The organism is Microcoleus sp. PH2017_05_CCC_O_A, assembly GCF_020738785.1.
GTDB lineage: Bacteria > Cyanobacteriota > Cyanobacteriia > Cyanobacteriales > Microcoleaceae > Microcoleus.
In genome coordinates, this window is sequence record NZ_JAEQCB010000115.1 from 1 (window position 1) to 15,962 (window position 15,962).

18 protein-coding genes are annotated in these 15,962 nt (G+C 44.9%); 11 read left to right on the plus strand and 7 right to left on the minus strand.

Annotated elements, in window-relative coordinates; all coding sequences use genetic code 11:
- Positions 1-30: 30 nt before the first annotated feature.
- The 4 genes from JGK20_RS23670 to JGK20_RS23685 all read left to right on the plus strand — a co-directional run bounded on the left by JGK20_RS23670 (position 31) and on the right by JGK20_RS23685 (position 2,493).
- Positions 31-693, plus strand: coding sequence for a phycobiliprotein lyase (locus JGK20_RS23670; protein ID WP_293232367.1), 663 nt, complete (start codon positions 31-33; stop codon positions 691-693).
- A 145-nt stretch (positions 694-838) separates the two neighbouring features.
- Entirely contained in the window at positions 839-1,117 is a 279-nt protein-coding gene (locus JGK20_RS23675; protein WP_293184990.1) for a hypothetical protein, read from the plus strand.
- A 6-nt stretch (positions 1,118-1,123) separates the two neighbouring features.
- Positions 1,124-2,008, plus strand: coding sequence for a HEAT repeat domain-containing protein (locus tag JGK20_RS23680; RefSeq protein ID WP_293192375.1), 885 nt, complete (start codon positions 1,124-1,126; stop codon positions 2,006-2,008).
- 8 nt (positions 2,009-2,016) lie between these two features.
- A complete protein-coding gene (locus JGK20_RS23685) occupies positions 2,017-2,493 on the plus strand; it encodes a DUF2656 domain-containing protein (RefSeq protein WP_293192377.1) in 477 nt (158 codons plus the stop codon).
- Positions 2,494-2,562: 69 nt separating this feature from the next.
- On the opposite strand, the gene JGK20_RS23690 is transcribed toward JGK20_RS23685, so the two are convergent.
- From JGK20_RS23690 to cpeB, 7 genes are all read right to left on the minus strand, one after another.
- Positions 2,563-3,144: a hypothetical protein gene (locus tag JGK20_RS23690; RefSeq protein WP_293192380.1), complete on the minus strand. Its 582-nt coding sequence runs from the start codon at positions 3,142-3,144 to the stop codon at positions 2,563-2,565.
- Positions 3,144-4,514, minus strand: a complete 1,371-nt coding sequence (locus JGK20_RS23695) for an AAA family ATPase (RefSeq protein WP_293192383.1) — start codon at positions 4,512-4,514, stop codon at positions 3,144-3,146. The genes JGK20_RS23690 and JGK20_RS23695 overlap by 1 nt, the downstream gene beginning before the upstream one ends.
- 51 nt (positions 4,515-4,565) lie before the next feature.
- On the minus strand, positions 4,566-5,093 hold the full coding sequence (locus tag JGK20_RS23700) for a hypothetical protein (protein ID WP_293192386.1): 528 nt from the start codon (positions 5,091-5,093) through the stop codon (positions 4,566-4,568).
- 322 nt (positions 5,094-5,415) lie between these two features.
- Positions 5,416-6,027, minus strand: coding sequence for a HEAT repeat domain-containing protein (locus JGK20_RS23705; protein WP_293184997.1), 612 nt, complete (start codon positions 6,025-6,027; stop codon positions 5,416-5,418).
- Between the two features lie 202 nt (positions 6,028-6,229).
- On the minus strand, positions 6,230-7,516 hold the full coding sequence (locus JGK20_RS23710) for a HEAT repeat domain-containing protein (RefSeq protein ID WP_293232369.1): 1,287 nt from the start codon (positions 7,514-7,516) through the stop codon (positions 6,230-6,232).
- Positions 7,517-7,750: 234 nt separating this feature from the next.
- The gene (locus tag JGK20_RS23715; protein WP_293184999.1) at positions 7,751-8,245 is read right to left on the minus strand and encodes a bleomycin hydrolase; all 495 of its coding nucleotides are present in this window, start codon (positions 8,243-8,245) and stop codon (positions 7,751-7,753) included.
- Positions 8,246-8,322: 77 nt separating this feature from the next.
- Positions 8,323-8,877, minus strand: coding sequence for a C-phycoerythrin subunit beta (gene cpeB, locus JGK20_RS23720; protein ID WP_293185001.1), 555 nt, complete (start codon positions 8,875-8,877; stop codon positions 8,323-8,325).
- A 323-nt stretch (positions 8,878-9,200) separates the two neighbouring features.
- Between cpeB and JGK20_RS23725 the strand changes: the two genes are divergently transcribed.
- The 7 genes from JGK20_RS23725 to JGK20_RS23755 all read left to right on the plus strand — a co-directional run.
- Positions 9,201-10,163, plus strand: a complete 963-nt coding sequence (locus JGK20_RS23725) for a GNAT family N-acetyltransferase (protein ID WP_293232371.1) — start codon at positions 9,201-9,203, stop codon at positions 10,161-10,163.
- A gap of 381 nt (positions 10,164-10,544) precedes the next feature.
- Positions 10,545-10,745: a radical SAM protein gene (locus JGK20_RS23730; RefSeq protein ID WP_293185004.1), complete on the plus strand. Its 201-nt coding sequence runs from the start codon at positions 10,545-10,547 to the stop codon at positions 10,743-10,745.
- A 130-nt stretch (positions 10,746-10,875) separates the two neighbouring features.
- Positions 10,876-11,076: a hypothetical protein gene (locus tag JGK20_RS23735; RefSeq protein ID WP_293185005.1), complete on the plus strand. Its 201-nt coding sequence runs from the start codon at positions 10,876-10,878 to the stop codon at positions 11,074-11,076.
- A 1,264-nt stretch (positions 11,077-12,340) separates the two neighbouring features.
- Positions 12,341-13,015, plus strand: coding sequence for a hypothetical protein (locus JGK20_RS23740; protein WP_293185006.1), 675 nt, complete (start codon positions 12,341-12,343; stop codon positions 13,013-13,015).
- 82 nt (positions 13,016-13,097) lie between these two features.
- On the plus strand, positions 13,098-13,562 hold the full coding sequence (locus tag JGK20_RS23745; protein ID WP_293232373.1) for a hypothetical protein: 465 nt from the start codon (positions 13,098-13,100) through the stop codon (positions 13,560-13,562).
- Positions 13,563-13,773: 211 nt separating this feature from the next.
- Positions 13,774-15,225 carry a hypothetical protein gene (locus tag JGK20_RS23750; protein ID WP_293232375.1) on the plus strand — a complete coding sequence of 484 codons (1,452 nt, stop codon included), beginning with the start codon at positions 13,774-13,776 and terminating at the stop codon, positions 15,223-15,225.
- A 464-nt stretch (positions 15,226-15,689) separates the two neighbouring features.
- A partial coding sequence (locus JGK20_RS23755; protein WP_293232377.1) for a hypothetical protein occupies positions 15,690-15,962 on the plus strand: 273 nt, incomplete at its 3' end.

The window sequence follows — 15,962 nt, forward strand, 5'->3', positions numbered from 1 at the left end:
CTTGATTCCTCTCGCTAAGTTGACATAGAAATGCTGCTAACACCACCGATGACTATGATGGATTTCTTTCGCAAGAGTGAGGGCGTTTGGTTCACTCAGCGAACAGTCCACAATTTTGATACTGCTGCTGCTGATGAGTCGGGAGAATCCAATGTCATGATTGATGTCTTATCAATTGATGATCCCAGAGTTTTAGAGGTTTGTCAACAGCAAAATGTAGATCCTGCTTTGGTTAGTGGGGGATGCAGTTTTATGTGGCAAGATAATTTGGATGATGCCATCCCGAACCAAAATTATGCTGCAATACTTATCGATGTACCCAATCCCAATAACCCGAAAATGGGTAAGTTTCTCAGAAATAGAGGCTACGTTGAAGGTATTCCGGTAATTGGTATTTACCATTTTGCTGATGATGGGGTATTGACTATTGAGACGGAATATGAGACAAATCAAGGACAGGAACGCTGTTGGTTTATTAACGATCATTTTCGAGTGCGGGTGATGACGGTTCAAATGAGCAATGGGGTTAAACAAATGGCATACTGTTCTGAGCGTCGTTGTATTTCTCCACTGGGCGGGCAGGATGCCCACCCCACAATAAAATTAATTGGTTGTGGAACTGGCATCTTGCCAGTTCGATGCCCACCCCACAAGCCACTGGGCGGGCAGGATGCCCACCCCACAAGCAACTAACTGGGCGGGCAAGATGCCCGCCCCACAATAAAATTAATTGGTTGTGGAACTGGCATCTTGCCAGTTCCTAAGAATCCTGTATGATGTGAGTTTAACTGAACTCGATCGCCTAACTGTTTTCAACTGTTATTAAACTCTCAAAACTATGTCTGAAAACGAAGAATTGACAACATCGGCTCGTGATGAATCTGCCGCAGATTTAACAGAAGATTCAACACAGATAGAGGCTGAAGAATTGGTGGAAGTCATTGCCGAATTTGAGCGGTATCGGGAACGTTTGGTGAATGAAACGATGGCGGCGGCACAAAAGGCTAAGCTACCACAGAAAGCAGCTATGGCTAAAATTGAGCCGGAACTTGCTAAAATTGATGCTGGACTAGACAGTCTCCGCACTCAATTGGCGGCGATAACTACTAATAATTAGGTGGCAATGATGGTCAATTCTAATGCTCAATCCCAAGATGCTGCAATTGTGTTAGCTCATGCCGAAACAGATGCTTTGCTTCAACAAGTTACTGAACAAATAGATTTAGATACTTTTGATGTTAATGATGCTGAGCTTTTGAGGAGTCTGGTTGAATCTTTGGGTGATACGCGGGGGATGACTCGACTGCGTTGTGCGGAAACTCTGGCGGAAATTGGTGAAGCGGCGACTCCTTTTTTGTTGGATGCTTTGGGAAATCATGTTAATCCGGTTGTGCGGCGTGCTGCGGGTAAAACTCTGACTTTGATTGGCGATCCGACTGCTGTTCCTAATTTAATTCATGCTTTGTTGAATGATGAGGATACGGTGGTTAAGGGTTCGTCTATTGGGGCGCTGGCGAGGATTGGTGAACCTTCTGTGCAGGCTTTGTTGGATATTTTAGCATCTACCGATTTGCCGGAAAGTACGATCGGTCATGCGGCTTGGGCGTTGGCGTTTATTGGGGCGGGTGCGAAGGAGTATTTGTATCGGGCGATCGCCTCTGATTCGCCTGTGGTGCGTGGGGCGGTGGTTGGGGCGATCGCCAAAGTAGCCCAGGAAGAGCCCAAAGCCGACTTATTTGAGATTTTAGTGAAGTCTCTAACGGATGTTGATGTTGACGTGCGTTGCGAGGCGGCGGCTGCTTTGGGAAATCTCGCCTATAAGCCTGCAATCCCCAACCTGATTGAGTTGCTGCATCATGGCGATGGCGAAAGTCGCAGGGCGGCGGCCTTGTCTTTGATGAAAGTGGGCGATCGAAGTGCGATCGAGCCGCTACAAGCTGCATTAGCCAAGGAATCAGAGGCGGCTGTGCAAGGAGTAATTAAGTTAGCAATTTCTCAAATTAAGTAACTAAAAATATGACAGAATCTGGAACAGGGCGGATGTTGCTTTCCCACAATTTTGATATGCAAGAGGGTATCTTTCCAACCTTAAGTAGAGAAGATTTGACTTTGGTATTTGCTGAGGGTTTAAGTCAATATCCTCAGATTAAGTGCCGTCAATTAAATCACGCTCATTGGATGGTAGAAGTTTTATTTTCTACTAATGATTTTGCGCCACCTCAAGTTGGGGAGTTTTGCGCTGAATCTTTGGTAAATAAGCGGATGAGTCAAGGAAAAGTTGATGATTCTTTTCCTGATGTTTTGATTTTAGCGGGATTGAAAAAGACTCCGCCATTGAGTAGCGATGTTGAGGCGCTGCAAACGGGAGAATGGGGGGTTGATGTGGTGGAAACTGCGTCTGCTGAGAGTTTTTTGATGGCGATGGGCTGGGAGGAAAAAACATCTGGGAAAAGTATTGAGGATGTTTTTAAGGTTGAAAGGAGGAAGGGGTAAAAGGTAAAAAGCTGTTTGGAAGGTCATAGATAAGTCCTGAAGCGCTGATTTTGACGTTCACAAAACTATCTATCTCCCGTAGATCAAATGATTGAACTGAAGTTTATTGGGTCTACTAATTTTCAGCATCCTATCAGGACGGTCATGAATCTCAGTTAAACGGTCATTAGTCTCAGTTGAGCGACTATTACGTGTTTTTCCTTTGGAAATGCTAATATGACCGATACTGACAAAACGATATTCATAAGCCTCAAGGAAGTTCTGTTGATTCCAAAATGCTTTGCCGATTTCCTGACAATAGTCAACAAAGCATTTTGCGCCCGTTAGTTGCTGGATAATGTTTTTATTCTGGCCTTTCTTTTTCTTCATCTCAATACAAAAGATGATTTTTTCTGTGGGAGTATCAGCAATAATCACAAAATCTGCGCGTTTGCACTGACCTTTTGAGCTAGTAAAAATCTTGCTTGGTGCTGGGAAAGCATCTGCCTTAATAACAATAACTTGAGCATCATCAGGCATTCCATCAATCGTTACAGAATAGTCAGCAGGCGGAGATTCTTTGAGTATAACTTGCTTTTTACCTTTGTGTTCTTCCAATGGTACTGTAGCACTTTCCTTAATCATCTCTTTGAGGATAGCAATATCAGACATTAATCCTGACCCCAAACAATCGATTCCTGAATCCTGTTCATCGTTTCAATAGTTGTATCAAAACTGCGGGCTTCAATACCCATTTCTGGGTCAATATCGGCTGGTGTCAGCGTTTGACATTTATTTGTTTTTGTACTCCCTGCCTCTTCCGCAATATAAACTTTGATTTTGTTAGACGAAATTAGTTCTACTTCCCGATAACCTTCTTCTTCAGCAACTCGCTTCAGATGAGGTTTGTCATGGTTAAGCATAATCAACGTATTCAGTTCTTTAATAATGTAATCGCTGTGGGTGGTAATAAAAACCTTAATACCCAGATTTACCAAGCGGGCAAATAGCCGTGCGACGCGGCGCTGGTTTTCAGGATGTAGATTTAATTCTGGTTCATCTATCATCAGTAAATCACCAATCTGAGCCTCATGTTTTAGGTAAAAACCGATGTCTAATAGAGAACGCACAGCACTAGAACTTTCATCCATAGAAAGCTTGATCCTTTTACCATTCGGCTCATAATAAAGTTCATCATTACGGGTAACAGTGTATTGGCCGCCGATTATGTCAGCAAAATCTGCCAGTATATCAGGATGTTCCTCAGCAATAAAACTGCTTTTTTTAACAATGCTTTCAAGTTCCCTGGTAAATTCTACGTTTGTCTGTATCGGCAGGGCGTAGTCCTGATAAGCCTTAAATAAGAGTTCAATGGGATGGATATTATTGTTGCTTTTACCCATTTGTTCAAGCAATCTATTACGGGCAAAATTCAACTCTTTGCGAAAAATAGCTGCACCAGTTCTTTCTGCACTAGCGATAAAAGGACGAGGAATAATTTCGGCAAAAATAATATGTTTCAGTGCATCGGCAATGGTTTTTTTAAGTATTTCATTGGGAATTTTTGCCTTTTCTTTTTCAACGAGCAAGGTGACAACTAATTCTCTACTATCTTCTCTTTTGGTCATCGAGAATAATTCGACATTTGCAGATCCTAGTGTTGACTGAAATTGGCTTGCCAAGGTAATATTTTTGATGTCTAGGTTTACCTGAAACTCTGTTTTTTTAAATCTTTTAGCCGGCGCTGCAAAAATATGAGGCAATTGCTGTGTATAAACTTGACAAGCTTTAAAAACAATTTGCTCTGCCTGTTTGACATATTCTTGTATGTCTAGATGGATTACGCCGTCCGCAAGGAGTTGCTGGATTTTGTTGTCGTTAATGTCGATCGCCAAAATCTGCCGCCAAGTAAACAAAAAGCCAAACAGTGCATAGGTAGCGTAGGTCTTTCCGGTATTGTTGCCGCCACAAATAATTGTCAACTCGCCAAGGGTGAATTCGGCTTGTTTTAGGGCACCAAGATTTTTGACTTTAATTTTCATTGGTGTTTTCCTTAGATTGCAATGTGCCTCAGTAATATCGCACAAACCAGTCTAAACAGCCAGCGCCTTGATACTTTCTTGGGTATCAAGAGGGATCTTTTGCCAACTCGTGGCAATGTTAATATTCATATTGGTTTGAGCGATATCTAACAGCGTATCATCAATTGAGTGCATTCGATTTTCGCGCAACCAAATTAAAATTTCCGCTAAATGCCAAATAGAATGTGTACCTTCATAAACAGGAATCGGAAATCTTGATTTGCTTTCGATCGAGAGATTTCTCATTTGCAGTTGAGTATAACCCAGAATTTTAGCTGCATCCGTCAAGCCAACTAAATCTGGTGCTGCTTCAATTAGAGTAACACTTGGAACAGCTTTTTTGATATCATTAATCGCACTAGAAATAGCTTCATAAGCCGACGATCCCTCGCGGATAAAATTTAGTGCTACATATTCTTTATTTCCAACTCCAATTAAGGCATCGTCACAGCCACTTGCATACAGTCTCTCAATAAAATCATCAGGATCGGCTGGGGAATTGTTCAGATTAAACTTCAAAGTAAAATCATACTCGTTCATTTTTTATTCCTCCTCCGAGGAAGACTCATTCACATCGTTATGCTTTGTGCAATTATCCACTACTCGGCGAATTTGTTTTCCATGATTCCCTGAGTTTTTTGGGGTACTCCAAATACTGGATATACAAAAAATCCCGCTTCTACACTCTTTATCGTTGTAGGGACAATAAATTTTCCCCCAAGCATGAGAACCACCAACATCAACGCGCCATCCATTTTTTTCAGCGTATCTCAACGCATCCTCAACTTCTGGCTTTGGGTGAGTTTTTCTGACCATTACAATTTTTGCTTACATATCGTTCAACACGCTACTATAAACCTAACTATTCTGCACGCTTATAATTCATCACCAAATCCAATCGCGATAAAGAACTTGTCGCTGATTCCCGCACATAGGAATCCACGGTTTCATCATTCGCAAATGTGGTGAGAACTTCTACACAACGTCGATCGCCCACAGAAGCCAATGCACTCACAATCGCCACCTGTACCGCTACATTATCCGTTGTATTCAGCGATTCCACCAAAATCTCGAACGCAGAGGAACCCATCTGCCCCAAGGCCATCACGGCTGCAATATGCACCACAGGATTAGCATCATCGATCGCCTTTTTCAATCCCTGCAAGCCCACTTCTGGGAAAGGCAACTCTGGATAATTAATCGCAACTTGCGCCAATACCTTCGCCGCACTCCCTCGCACAGTCACATTCTCACTGTTTAACATGGCGTCAACCACCGGTGATATGGCATCCTCACCGATCGCACCTAACACCTTCACCGCCGCCCGACGATAGGTGACATCTTCGTCGTCTAAAATGGCCACCAGTCGAGGAATTGTATTTTCATCGCGGGAATCGGCAATTTCAAACATCGCCCGATCGCGCATATGAGGATTCGGGTGTTTTAGTTTTTCAAACAAAGCATCTGTTGTCATAATTTTTGGGGTTTTAGGTTTTCTAATTTAAGCTGAATTAACAATCCTGGACGCATAAATATCTAAGAAACCGGGTTTTTACCAGTATTAAAAGCTGGGATGCAGTATTTTGGTAAAAAAACCCGGTTTCTGCCTCCCGTCTCAGGTAGGGACACGGCACTGCCGTGTCCGGCTGTAGGGACACGGCACTGCCGTGTCCCTACTATATTTCAGATGTTAAAGAAGTATGAGCATCTATTTTAGCTTGAACTAACCAATCTTGGTCAGCCGCAGCAACTTCATAACCACTAACATCACCAAGTTTTTCTAGTGCCATTAATGCAGCATACTTCAAATCCCAGATTTTAGTTTCCAGACAGGTTTTCAATTCTGGAATAGCACGCTTTTCTCCGAGTTCCCCTAGGGCGATCGCAGCCGCCGCACGGGATTTCTGAAACTGGGGTTGGGGGTTATTCAAAGCTTCCAATAACAAATCGTAGGCGGGAGAGTGTTTGAGCCAACCAAACAATTTTACTACATGAAAATGCGCTCCATAATCATTGTTTCCTTCTTCTGCAAAGGTGGCAAACAGGGCTGCCGGTGCCTCCTCTGAATAATGTTCTAAAATTGTTTTAGTTGCTAAATAGCAACGACCAAAATCCGTTTCGTATAATTGGTTAATCAGAAACGGTAATTCTGGTAATTCTTCATAGCTGTGGACTAAATCTAAATCCCCTGGTTGATCCCGTAAGGTTTGTTCTAAATAGGGTTGAATGGTGTCAAAGGTAAGGGATTTGTCGGCGATTCCGGCTGCTGCTAGCATCCGAATTCCCCTCAGCCGAAAGACTAAAGATACGGGACATTTGGCAATGTTGGGAATGGCCTCGTAGTGGTGGGCGTCAATCAAATCCTGAATTGATAGTCTGCGCCCTAGGACATTTTTGTGTTGCAGCATGGCGACAACTTGTCCCATTTTAGAAAAGTCTCTGGTTAGGCGGCAAATTGCGGCGATCGCAGCACTAGCAGTCGGTGGATCGAGATCGTCAACAAATTTGCGAATTCTGGTCTCGGCTGGTTGATAATCTAATTTAGTCAGGGTGTGGATGATTACTCGGTAGGTTTGTCCTGGTTTATCGAGCAATTGAGCTACTTCTTCTAAAATATCGCTGTCTTGAGTGCCAATTTCGCCGATCGCCCAAACGGCATTTTCGACGGTGTAGCAGTCATCATCGCTCAGACAGGTGCGAATCACCGGCAATGCTTGGACAGCTTGCAGTCTTCCCAAGGTTTCCACCGACTTGCGGCGCACAATCCGGTTTTCTAGCACCGGATCGGTTTGCTGTACTGCTCGGATCAGTGCTGCGATCGATCGCTCTGTGGGAAAGTTTATCAGATGGGAAGCGGCTATGTAGCGGGAATCCTCTTCGCCGATTTGGTCTTGTGGCGTATCTAAAAGGGCGATCGCCTGGTCTTCTGTTAAATTAAAAAAACTAAAAAAGCGTTTATCCATAGAGTGGGGAGGGGGAGAATGGGAGAAGAGGAGAGTGGGCTACCGATGCCCGATGCCCGATGCCCGATGCCCGATGCCCGATAGAAATTAGCATATGCCTATTAAAACACAATAACAAGCCCAGGAATTCTTTACCCTTACTTTACCCAAATCGGTAGAGCAACGAGCCAAGATTTCCTAGACTTGTCGGGGTAAAAATTACCCAGTCACGACATTACAAACCTGTCTAATTAATTAGGACAGGGAGTTGATGGCGTAGTCAAGAAGAGCGTTGTACTCAGTCAAAGCTTGAGCAGACATATCGCGAGGAGTGCAACCACGGTTACGAGCAAAGCTTAATGCTTCAACGTAAGGAGCAGTAGGCAAGCTCAAAGCGCGATAGACTTCGCGTTGACCAGCAATACCCCATTCATCAAGAGGGCCTGTGCCGCCAACTACCAAGCAGTATTGAACCAAGCGCAGGTAGTGCTTGATGTCGCGGTGGCATTTTGCTTTGAAAGTATCGGTGGAGTTAGCTTGACCGGATTCGTTCAAGTAAGGATACTTTTTGATGCAAGCATCATAAGCTTCTTTAGCAACTGCATCCAGGTTGGCGCCCAATTTTTCAGCAGCTTCTAAACGAGCAGCAGAGCGTTGGATAGAACCTTGAACTGATTCTAGATCAGAGGTGCTAGGAAAGCGACCTGCTGCATCAGCAGAGGCGATAGCGGTGGTGAGAACTGATTTCATTTCCTTAAATCTCCTAAAGTGATTTTGACAGTGAGCGTAGTTTCAATTTTGCTGAGCGGATTGCGATTAGCAATTGACTAGCTCAGTGCAGAAATGATACGGTCGAAGTAGCTGGAAGATTCGGCAACGAGGCTGGCGCAACGATCTTCAACTACGATAGATCCCATTTTCCGCAACTTAGCACCAGCAAATTTTTCGCTGGGGTTGTCTTGGATGTGAGCAGCGGCTTGAGCCTTCATGATTTGAACTGCACGCACGGTGGAGGTGGTGGGTACGCCCAAAGCTGCGTAGGTTTCTTTCAAACCATTCAAGCAACGGTCATCAAGAACTGAAGCATCACCAGCCAACAAGGCGTAGGTGACATAGCGCAAGATGATTTCTGCGTCGCGCAAGCAAGCAGCCATGCGACGGTTAGGGTAGCAGTTACCACCGGCTTGGATCAAGCCTTGGTTTTCGCAGATCATACCGGCAACAGCGTCGGAAACCATACAGCTAGCGTTGCTGGCGATCGCGTTTACAGCATCCAAGCGTCGGTTGCCGCTGGCAACGAAAGCTCTAAGGGCAGCAATATCACCAACGGTGGAGGTGCTGGCATCGGCTGAAACTACAGCTCTTGAAAAAGCGTCAAGCATTGAGTTCTCCTTAACTTAGACGAAAAATTATTTCTTATCTCAGTTGGTCAACTTGGTGACGAACTTGATGGTCTTGAATATATCTAAGGAATGAGACAGAGGTCTCATTCCTGAGAAACAAAGTAACAATTTGTTACTTTGGTCGCGAAAAGCACATTTTTTCGTTTAACAAACATCTCCATACCACGATCGGCGGATTCTGAACAGAAATGTCGATCGCCCGATCGACTCACCAGTTAGGGAAGCCCTGGAAGATGATCGCACTTCGATCGATCGCCCAAGCTATTTTAAAATTGATCGATAACCGAAAATGGTGATTAGCTATGATGGCAAATCTCTCGGCGCGCTGCTATGCGGGCGAAAGCGATTTAACTGCGATCGCCGATTTAATCAATACTTGCGAAGAAGTCGATCGGCTCGATCAAGGCACTTCCATCTCGGAATTGCAACAAGAATTTAACCAACCCTCCCGAGATTTAGCGCGCGATATCTGTCTTTGGGAAGATGCAGGCGGCAAATTAATCGGTTTTGCCGAGTTGTGGATTTCTGAACCTGGGACAGTCATCGATGGTTGGCTGTCGTTTTCAGTCCGCCCCGAGGCGCGCTGCGGAGATGTGGAAGTGGCGGCAGTGGCTTGGGGCGAAAGGCGGATGCGCGAGGTAGCATCATTGCGGGGCGCGCAGGTGAAGCTGCGATCGGGGGTTAGGACACAGGATGCCGATCGCATTTCTGTGCTCACAAATTGCGGTTTTAGGGTCGATCGCTATTTTTGTCGCATGGCGCGATCGCTCACGGAACCGATCGCAGAGCCCCAATTCCCAGAAGGTTTTGCGCTGCGTCTATTCCCCGGCGAACAGGATTCGGAAGCTTGGGTAGAAATGTTCAACCAGTCGTTTATCGATCACTGGAATCACCACGATTTAACAGTCGAGAAATTCAAATACGATTTAGCAAAACCCAGTTACAGAAAGGATTTAGACTTGATTGCAGTTGCTGCTGACGGGACTTTTGCAGCTTTCTGTTATTGCGAAATTAATGTCGAGGAGTGCGATCGTACTGGACGAAATGAAGGCTGGATTGCTGTTCTTGGTACGCGGCGCGGTTTCCGCAAACTTGGATTGGGACGAGCGATGTTGCTGGCTGGTTTGCAGCGACTAAAAGCTGCCGGTGTCGAGACTGCGATTCTCGGCGTGGATACTGCAAATCCTTCCGGTGCATTGCGACTTTACGAGTCTGCGGGCTTCCACAATATTCGCGATAGCATTTCCTATATTAAAGATGTTTGAGCAGTTGGGCGATCGGGATTTACGCGCAGGATTCAAGAAACCCGGTTTCTCTGTGTATGCCTTGTCACCAAACAGTATTTCTCGTAGAAACCGGGTTTCTGGGCCCGGGTGCAAAGTTCGCGATCGCACTAGGTACGTTGTTGCGCTTCAGCGCTCTTTCATATATTAAGAGCGCTGAAGCGCAACAACGTACCTGTATCTAAAAAACTTTTCCTACCCCCTTGACACTTCTGTAGTATGTGTGTAGCATAAACATATGGAAAGCGCAGGAGAGCCAAAAACCTGCATTTTTTGTACCAAATCTGAACCTTGACAACTAAATAGCGTTCGAGATTTCAAGGAACATCAATTTGAAAGTCTTGCAATAGAGACTTAATTGTTATGTTGTTACTTTTCACGAGACTGTTCAGTTACAGACTGACTCGATCTGAGTCAGATATTGTACCAAAACAGCCGAATTTCAACGAATCTGGGGCGGATTCAGAACAACACAGTTGCGATCGAGCGCGATCGGCAAAAAAGACTGAAGAAATCCGCCATCTCAAACAAGCTTACCATTTAGAGCGGCGTTTGTTTATGTAAAAATTGTCGTGTGGGCGCAGATGCGAATGCTGGCAATTTTTACCGACTAACGCCACAACTAAACAGCAGAAAAGCTACTAATCCAAAATCTAAAATCTAAAATCTAAAATCGCTTAAGGAGGTAACAGTTATGGTTCACATTCGTTTTGAAGGACGTTCCTATGATGTGGCAGAAAACCAACTGGGTATCACGGTAGGAATGAGCGACAAAACAATTCAGGAACGTCTAGCCAATCATTTTGATGTCAAGAGCGATCGCTTCGAGTCTTACGTGCTAGATCGCCGTCCCAGCGGTGATTTAATTGTCCGCCCAGAGGCGGTTTACGGATAGGAATTTACTTTTATTCCGCGCCCCAATTCGAGAAGCCTACAAACATTAGGGTTCTAGTTCTGAAAAGATTGCGGGTTCAAGTCCCGCTGAAGGCTTCGGCTTTTATGGTGAAATGGTAAACACGCTAGAAGTTGTCAAAAGCTTTTCAAACTTGCGCGGTATAAAAAATCATCAATTGTCGAGGCGCACCCCAACTAAAGAAGCTTACAAACTGGCGAACGTTCGACTAAAAATCGAATAGTAGGTTCAATTCCTAAAAAACAAAGCTTCTCTGACTCGTGCGCCGCCTCTAATACCTGAAGTTTTTATATCTGTCACGCGGTTAAAAGTTCCACTTCGCGCCCTCACAAAGGAAGCTTACATACTCGCTCTTGGTAGAGCATTTCTCTTTAAAGAAAAGTTGCAGGTTCAACTCCTGCGTATGAACAACGGCTTTCTTGACTTGCGCGAGGTGACTTTTACTATCACAACACTTTGATTCAACTTTCTTCATGAAAAAGGTTTGTAGTGATGACTTTAGTCCGCAGAAAAGAAGGACTGAAGTCCTCACTACAAACCTTATGGAAAACAAGGGAAACTATCCGCTCTTGAATCTTCAGTTCCGCGCCCTAACATAGGAAGCGCATACACACGATACCACCGATTAGTCACAGGTTCAAATCCTGTCAGTCTCGTTTAAGAGGCTGTAGCTCAGGGGTAGAGCAATCGGTCTGTTAAACCGCTTTTTAAACTTGCGCGGAACTTCCAATTTTTGAACAACTGAATTCCTTGTTACAAACGAAACACTTCGCGCCCTAACTGATGAAGCTTACACACTTTAGTAAATATAACTGCCCTAAGGTACTGATATTCGAGCGATCGAATTAGGGAAGCATTCCGAGTCTCTAGTTCTAGATGAGGTTTGCGCGTCCACTGCTAGGTAAAACTGGTAAGAACGGCTGTGCTTAAAGCTTTTTTGACTTGCGCGAAGTGTTTTAAATTTGGTCACATTTTACATAAATTGCTCGCGGATGGCTAGAAACCGGGTTTATTGCCAGAAAGAATTGGTTTACACCCGGAACACTTGTAGGGAGAAATTAAAATCAGACTATTCATTAACTCTAATCCTCTTCTTTCTTTTGTCAACTGTCAACTGTCAACTGTCAACTGTCAACTGAATGAAGCATTTTTTTCGGTGTAGTCCGTAGATTAGGCAAACAAATCTGTTTCTTTGTCAAAAGTTCATCCATGACTAGGATAATTTAATTTACAATTGTTAATTGCTATGAGCGAACACCGATTAGATAGAATCGTCATCGAACGGCCTCGCGGTGGCTGGAGAGCTAGCTTAAAAAAAGTACCAGGAAACCGGAGACATCTGAAAGAAATTACTGAGGCAGCTTGCACTGATGGAATCTTTAACCCTTATCTACTCAAGCTGAAAAGAAAAAGCAAATATTTTTCAGATTGTCTGGGGCCTTTATCTCGCTGGCTGCGGAGCAAAATAGGACAAGATTGGGATGATATCTACCACGAATTGTGTCAAATTCTTGATATAACTACGCTGTCTGGAAAACATATTCTCTCCCATGTTTGGGGTTATGTGGAAAGAGATGTTGTGTTGGTTGATGGAATTGTTTGCGATCGCCGATATGGGCGTCAACTTGGTTCTAGGAGAGAGGAACTTTACGTTCATCCTGAGACGCGGATACTCTGCTTGGCAAACAAGGTACGAAAATTACCTCCGAAAAAGCCTGATGATTTTCTCAAGATCGATGATTACCATCATTATCAAAAGCTAGATGGCATTTGGTATCTTTTCGAGCTGGCCGATCGGGAAGAATTGGAGGTAATTCATCAATATTACTCCCGTGTCAAAACATGGAAGTATACTGCGAGCAAACGTCAGTGCAACAAGAAGCAAATTAAGTTCATCATGGAACAACTCAGTAAAAGTTAAAAGACATGAGTCGGCGGTTGAAACCGCTACTACACAAACGATGTCCGCCTCCGCGGACTAAGAAATTGATTGGGTATTAGCTATGAGCAATAAACTTGCAATTTACCGATCGCCCTACGAGATAGATACCCTCCTCCACGCCTTCCAAGAATGCAGCCTCCCGCGCAGCCAATGGACGCACGAAGCCCATTTAACCGTTGCTTTATGGTATTTTCTGTTTGGCGAATCGGACTCAGAGGCGATCGATGCGATTCGGAATGGCATCAAACGTTACAACTCTGTGAATGGCATTGAAAGCACGCCAAACAGCGGGTATCACGAAACGCTAACGCTGTTTTGGGCGCAAACTGTGCGCGAGTATTTGGCTGATGAAGGCCGGAATCGCTCGATCGTACATTTAGCTAACGGTTTGATTGCAGAATATGCCGATCGCACTTTACCCTGGAACCACTACACCCGCGAGCACCTGATGTCCTCCGAAGCCCGAAATAATTGGGTTGAACCGGATTTAAGGGCGATCGAAATCCCAGAATTTTCCCTGAAATAGTTTTAAAATAGCAGTTGTTGCCGCGCCCCAATCCGAAGAGCTTACATACCAACCCTTCTAAGGTTAAAAAAACAAAGCTCCTCAAACTTGCGCGGTGACTACGATATTCATTGCCAAGCGTGCAACAACTGCCACCCGCAGATTTTTGGATATTCCTAATAATTGAAAATCCAAAATCGCCAATCCAAAACCACAACTGGAGGCCGCACCAATGAATACAGCAGAGCGCGATTTACGTTTAGAAATGCTCAACAGTCTGCTCACCACACCTCACCGACAACTGGAAAAGGTGACAGAAATTCACAAGTTAATTATCGAATTAGATCCAATTTTTTACGGTCATTTAGCAGTGTGGTATCAGCGTCACGGCGACGTGCGCGACCACAAGGAAGTTTTTGCCGGAAACTTGCTGACTTCGGCGCTGACAGAGCACCGAGACGCCGGGTTTATGATGTTACAAGAGTTCCCGCCCTACGAGGTTTCGCGGATTGTGGACTTTATGAAGCAGCACCAAAATAAGCTGCCTCGCAGCGCGCGCACTGCTGTCACTCGCTATCTGCGATCGCGCGAAAAGAATGCCCAGTTTTTCGATCGCGCCGCCATCCGCAACCGCAAGGCGATGAAGCACTTATACGCGACTCTGCACGTCAAGCCGAGCGATCGAGCTAATGCTATTCTGTTTAAGGACAATCCGCCGGAAGACTCGCTGGCATTTGTTTTGAAGCAGTTAGCGAAGGCTGCGACTCCTGCGGAACAGGCGAATTTGATTGTTGAATACAAGATTCCCTATACGATCGCAGTTGGTGCGATCAAAATGCTCACGCCAACGGTGTTAGCAGCGCTGATTAATTCGATGTCGCCGCAGGAAGTCATCAACAACCTGAAATCAATTCAGTCTCGCGGCGCGATGGATCACCCGGAAGTCAAGCTGTTGATTGACTCGAAGTTGGATGAAGCCGCCAAGTGCGATCGGGTTTCTGCATACAAAGCCAGTGTTGCCGGTGCGGGCGCGAAGTTCGACGCAGCCACAACGGCGAAGCTGGAAGCGGTGACTAACGAACAGGTGAAGAAGCGCGGCAAGATTGTTAAAGCCACGGGTTTGTTGGTTGACAAGTCGGGAAGTATGGAAAGTGCGATCGAAGTTGGCAAGCGTCTCGCTGCCATGATTTCGGGCATTTCCGAGGCTGCGCTGTTCGTCTACGCCTTTGACACGATGCCCTATCCAGTGCAAGCAAACGGCAGCGAATTGAGCGATTGGGAGCGCGCATTCAAGCACATTCGCGCAGGCGGCGGCACAAGTTGCGGTTGTGCGATCGAAGCAATGCGGATTAAGAAGCAGGTGGTTGAGCAATTCATTATGGTAACAGATGAAGGCGAAAACTCTGCACCTTATTTTGCAGATGCTTATCAGAAATACTGCCACACTTTGAGCGTAATTCCTGATGTGGTGATTGTGCGAGTTGGCGCTTACTGGGATTATGTTGAAAAACAATTGAAGGATAAGCAAGTGTCGGTGGAAACGTTTACATTTGCGGGTGATTATTACTCGCTGCCGAACTTGGTGCCGATGTTGTCTCGTCCTTCGCGGCTGGAGTTGTTGATGGAAATTCTGGATGTGGCTTTGCCTGTCAGGGATGATAAACAGTTGACAGTTGACAGTTGACAGTTGACAGTTGACAAAGGTCGTAGGAGGTTTTTTCTATGGGGATTTACACCCCACCCTAAAAACATTACACCGGGAGCATCTCAGTTTTGTAAAAAATATTTTTTCTTTGAGTGCTGTCCCCGCTCGCGTATTGTACAATACGCGAGCGGGGACAGCACTATAAATACAAAACTGAGATGCTCCCCATGACACCAACCTGCGGGGGTTTTAAACCCATGAATTCTGATAAATGATATAATCGGGCATGGCTCGTCAAAGAAGTTTGGTTCTGGAAAAATCGTCACTTTGAAGTTTATCATCTGCGGGGAGACGAATATGAAAAAATCCACCAAAGCGAGTTATTGCCCAATTTAGATTTATCATTGCTGGCTGAGTATGTACAACGCCCCGATCCTCTTGAGGCGGTGTTGGAGTTTCGGGAACGAGTTAGATAAAATTTAGGCAGAAATTGAGATTGAATAATGTACGATCGCCTGCAAACTCTTTTGTTTATTCTAATTATTAGTTATCTCTGTGTTGCTTGTCAATCGCAAAAAAGTATCAAGCCAATTTCTGTTCCAACTGTCCAGTTAAATCCCGAAACAGTGCCGGTAACTTCGCCGATAGTTCGTGAAGTGCTCGATAATGCGATCGCCGGCGTTGCTGAATCAGGGTATGAGACGAGAAAAAATGCGAGATTGGAGCCGAAAATGATTTCTGGGATTTTGATTGGGAATTGGAACATCTCCAAATTT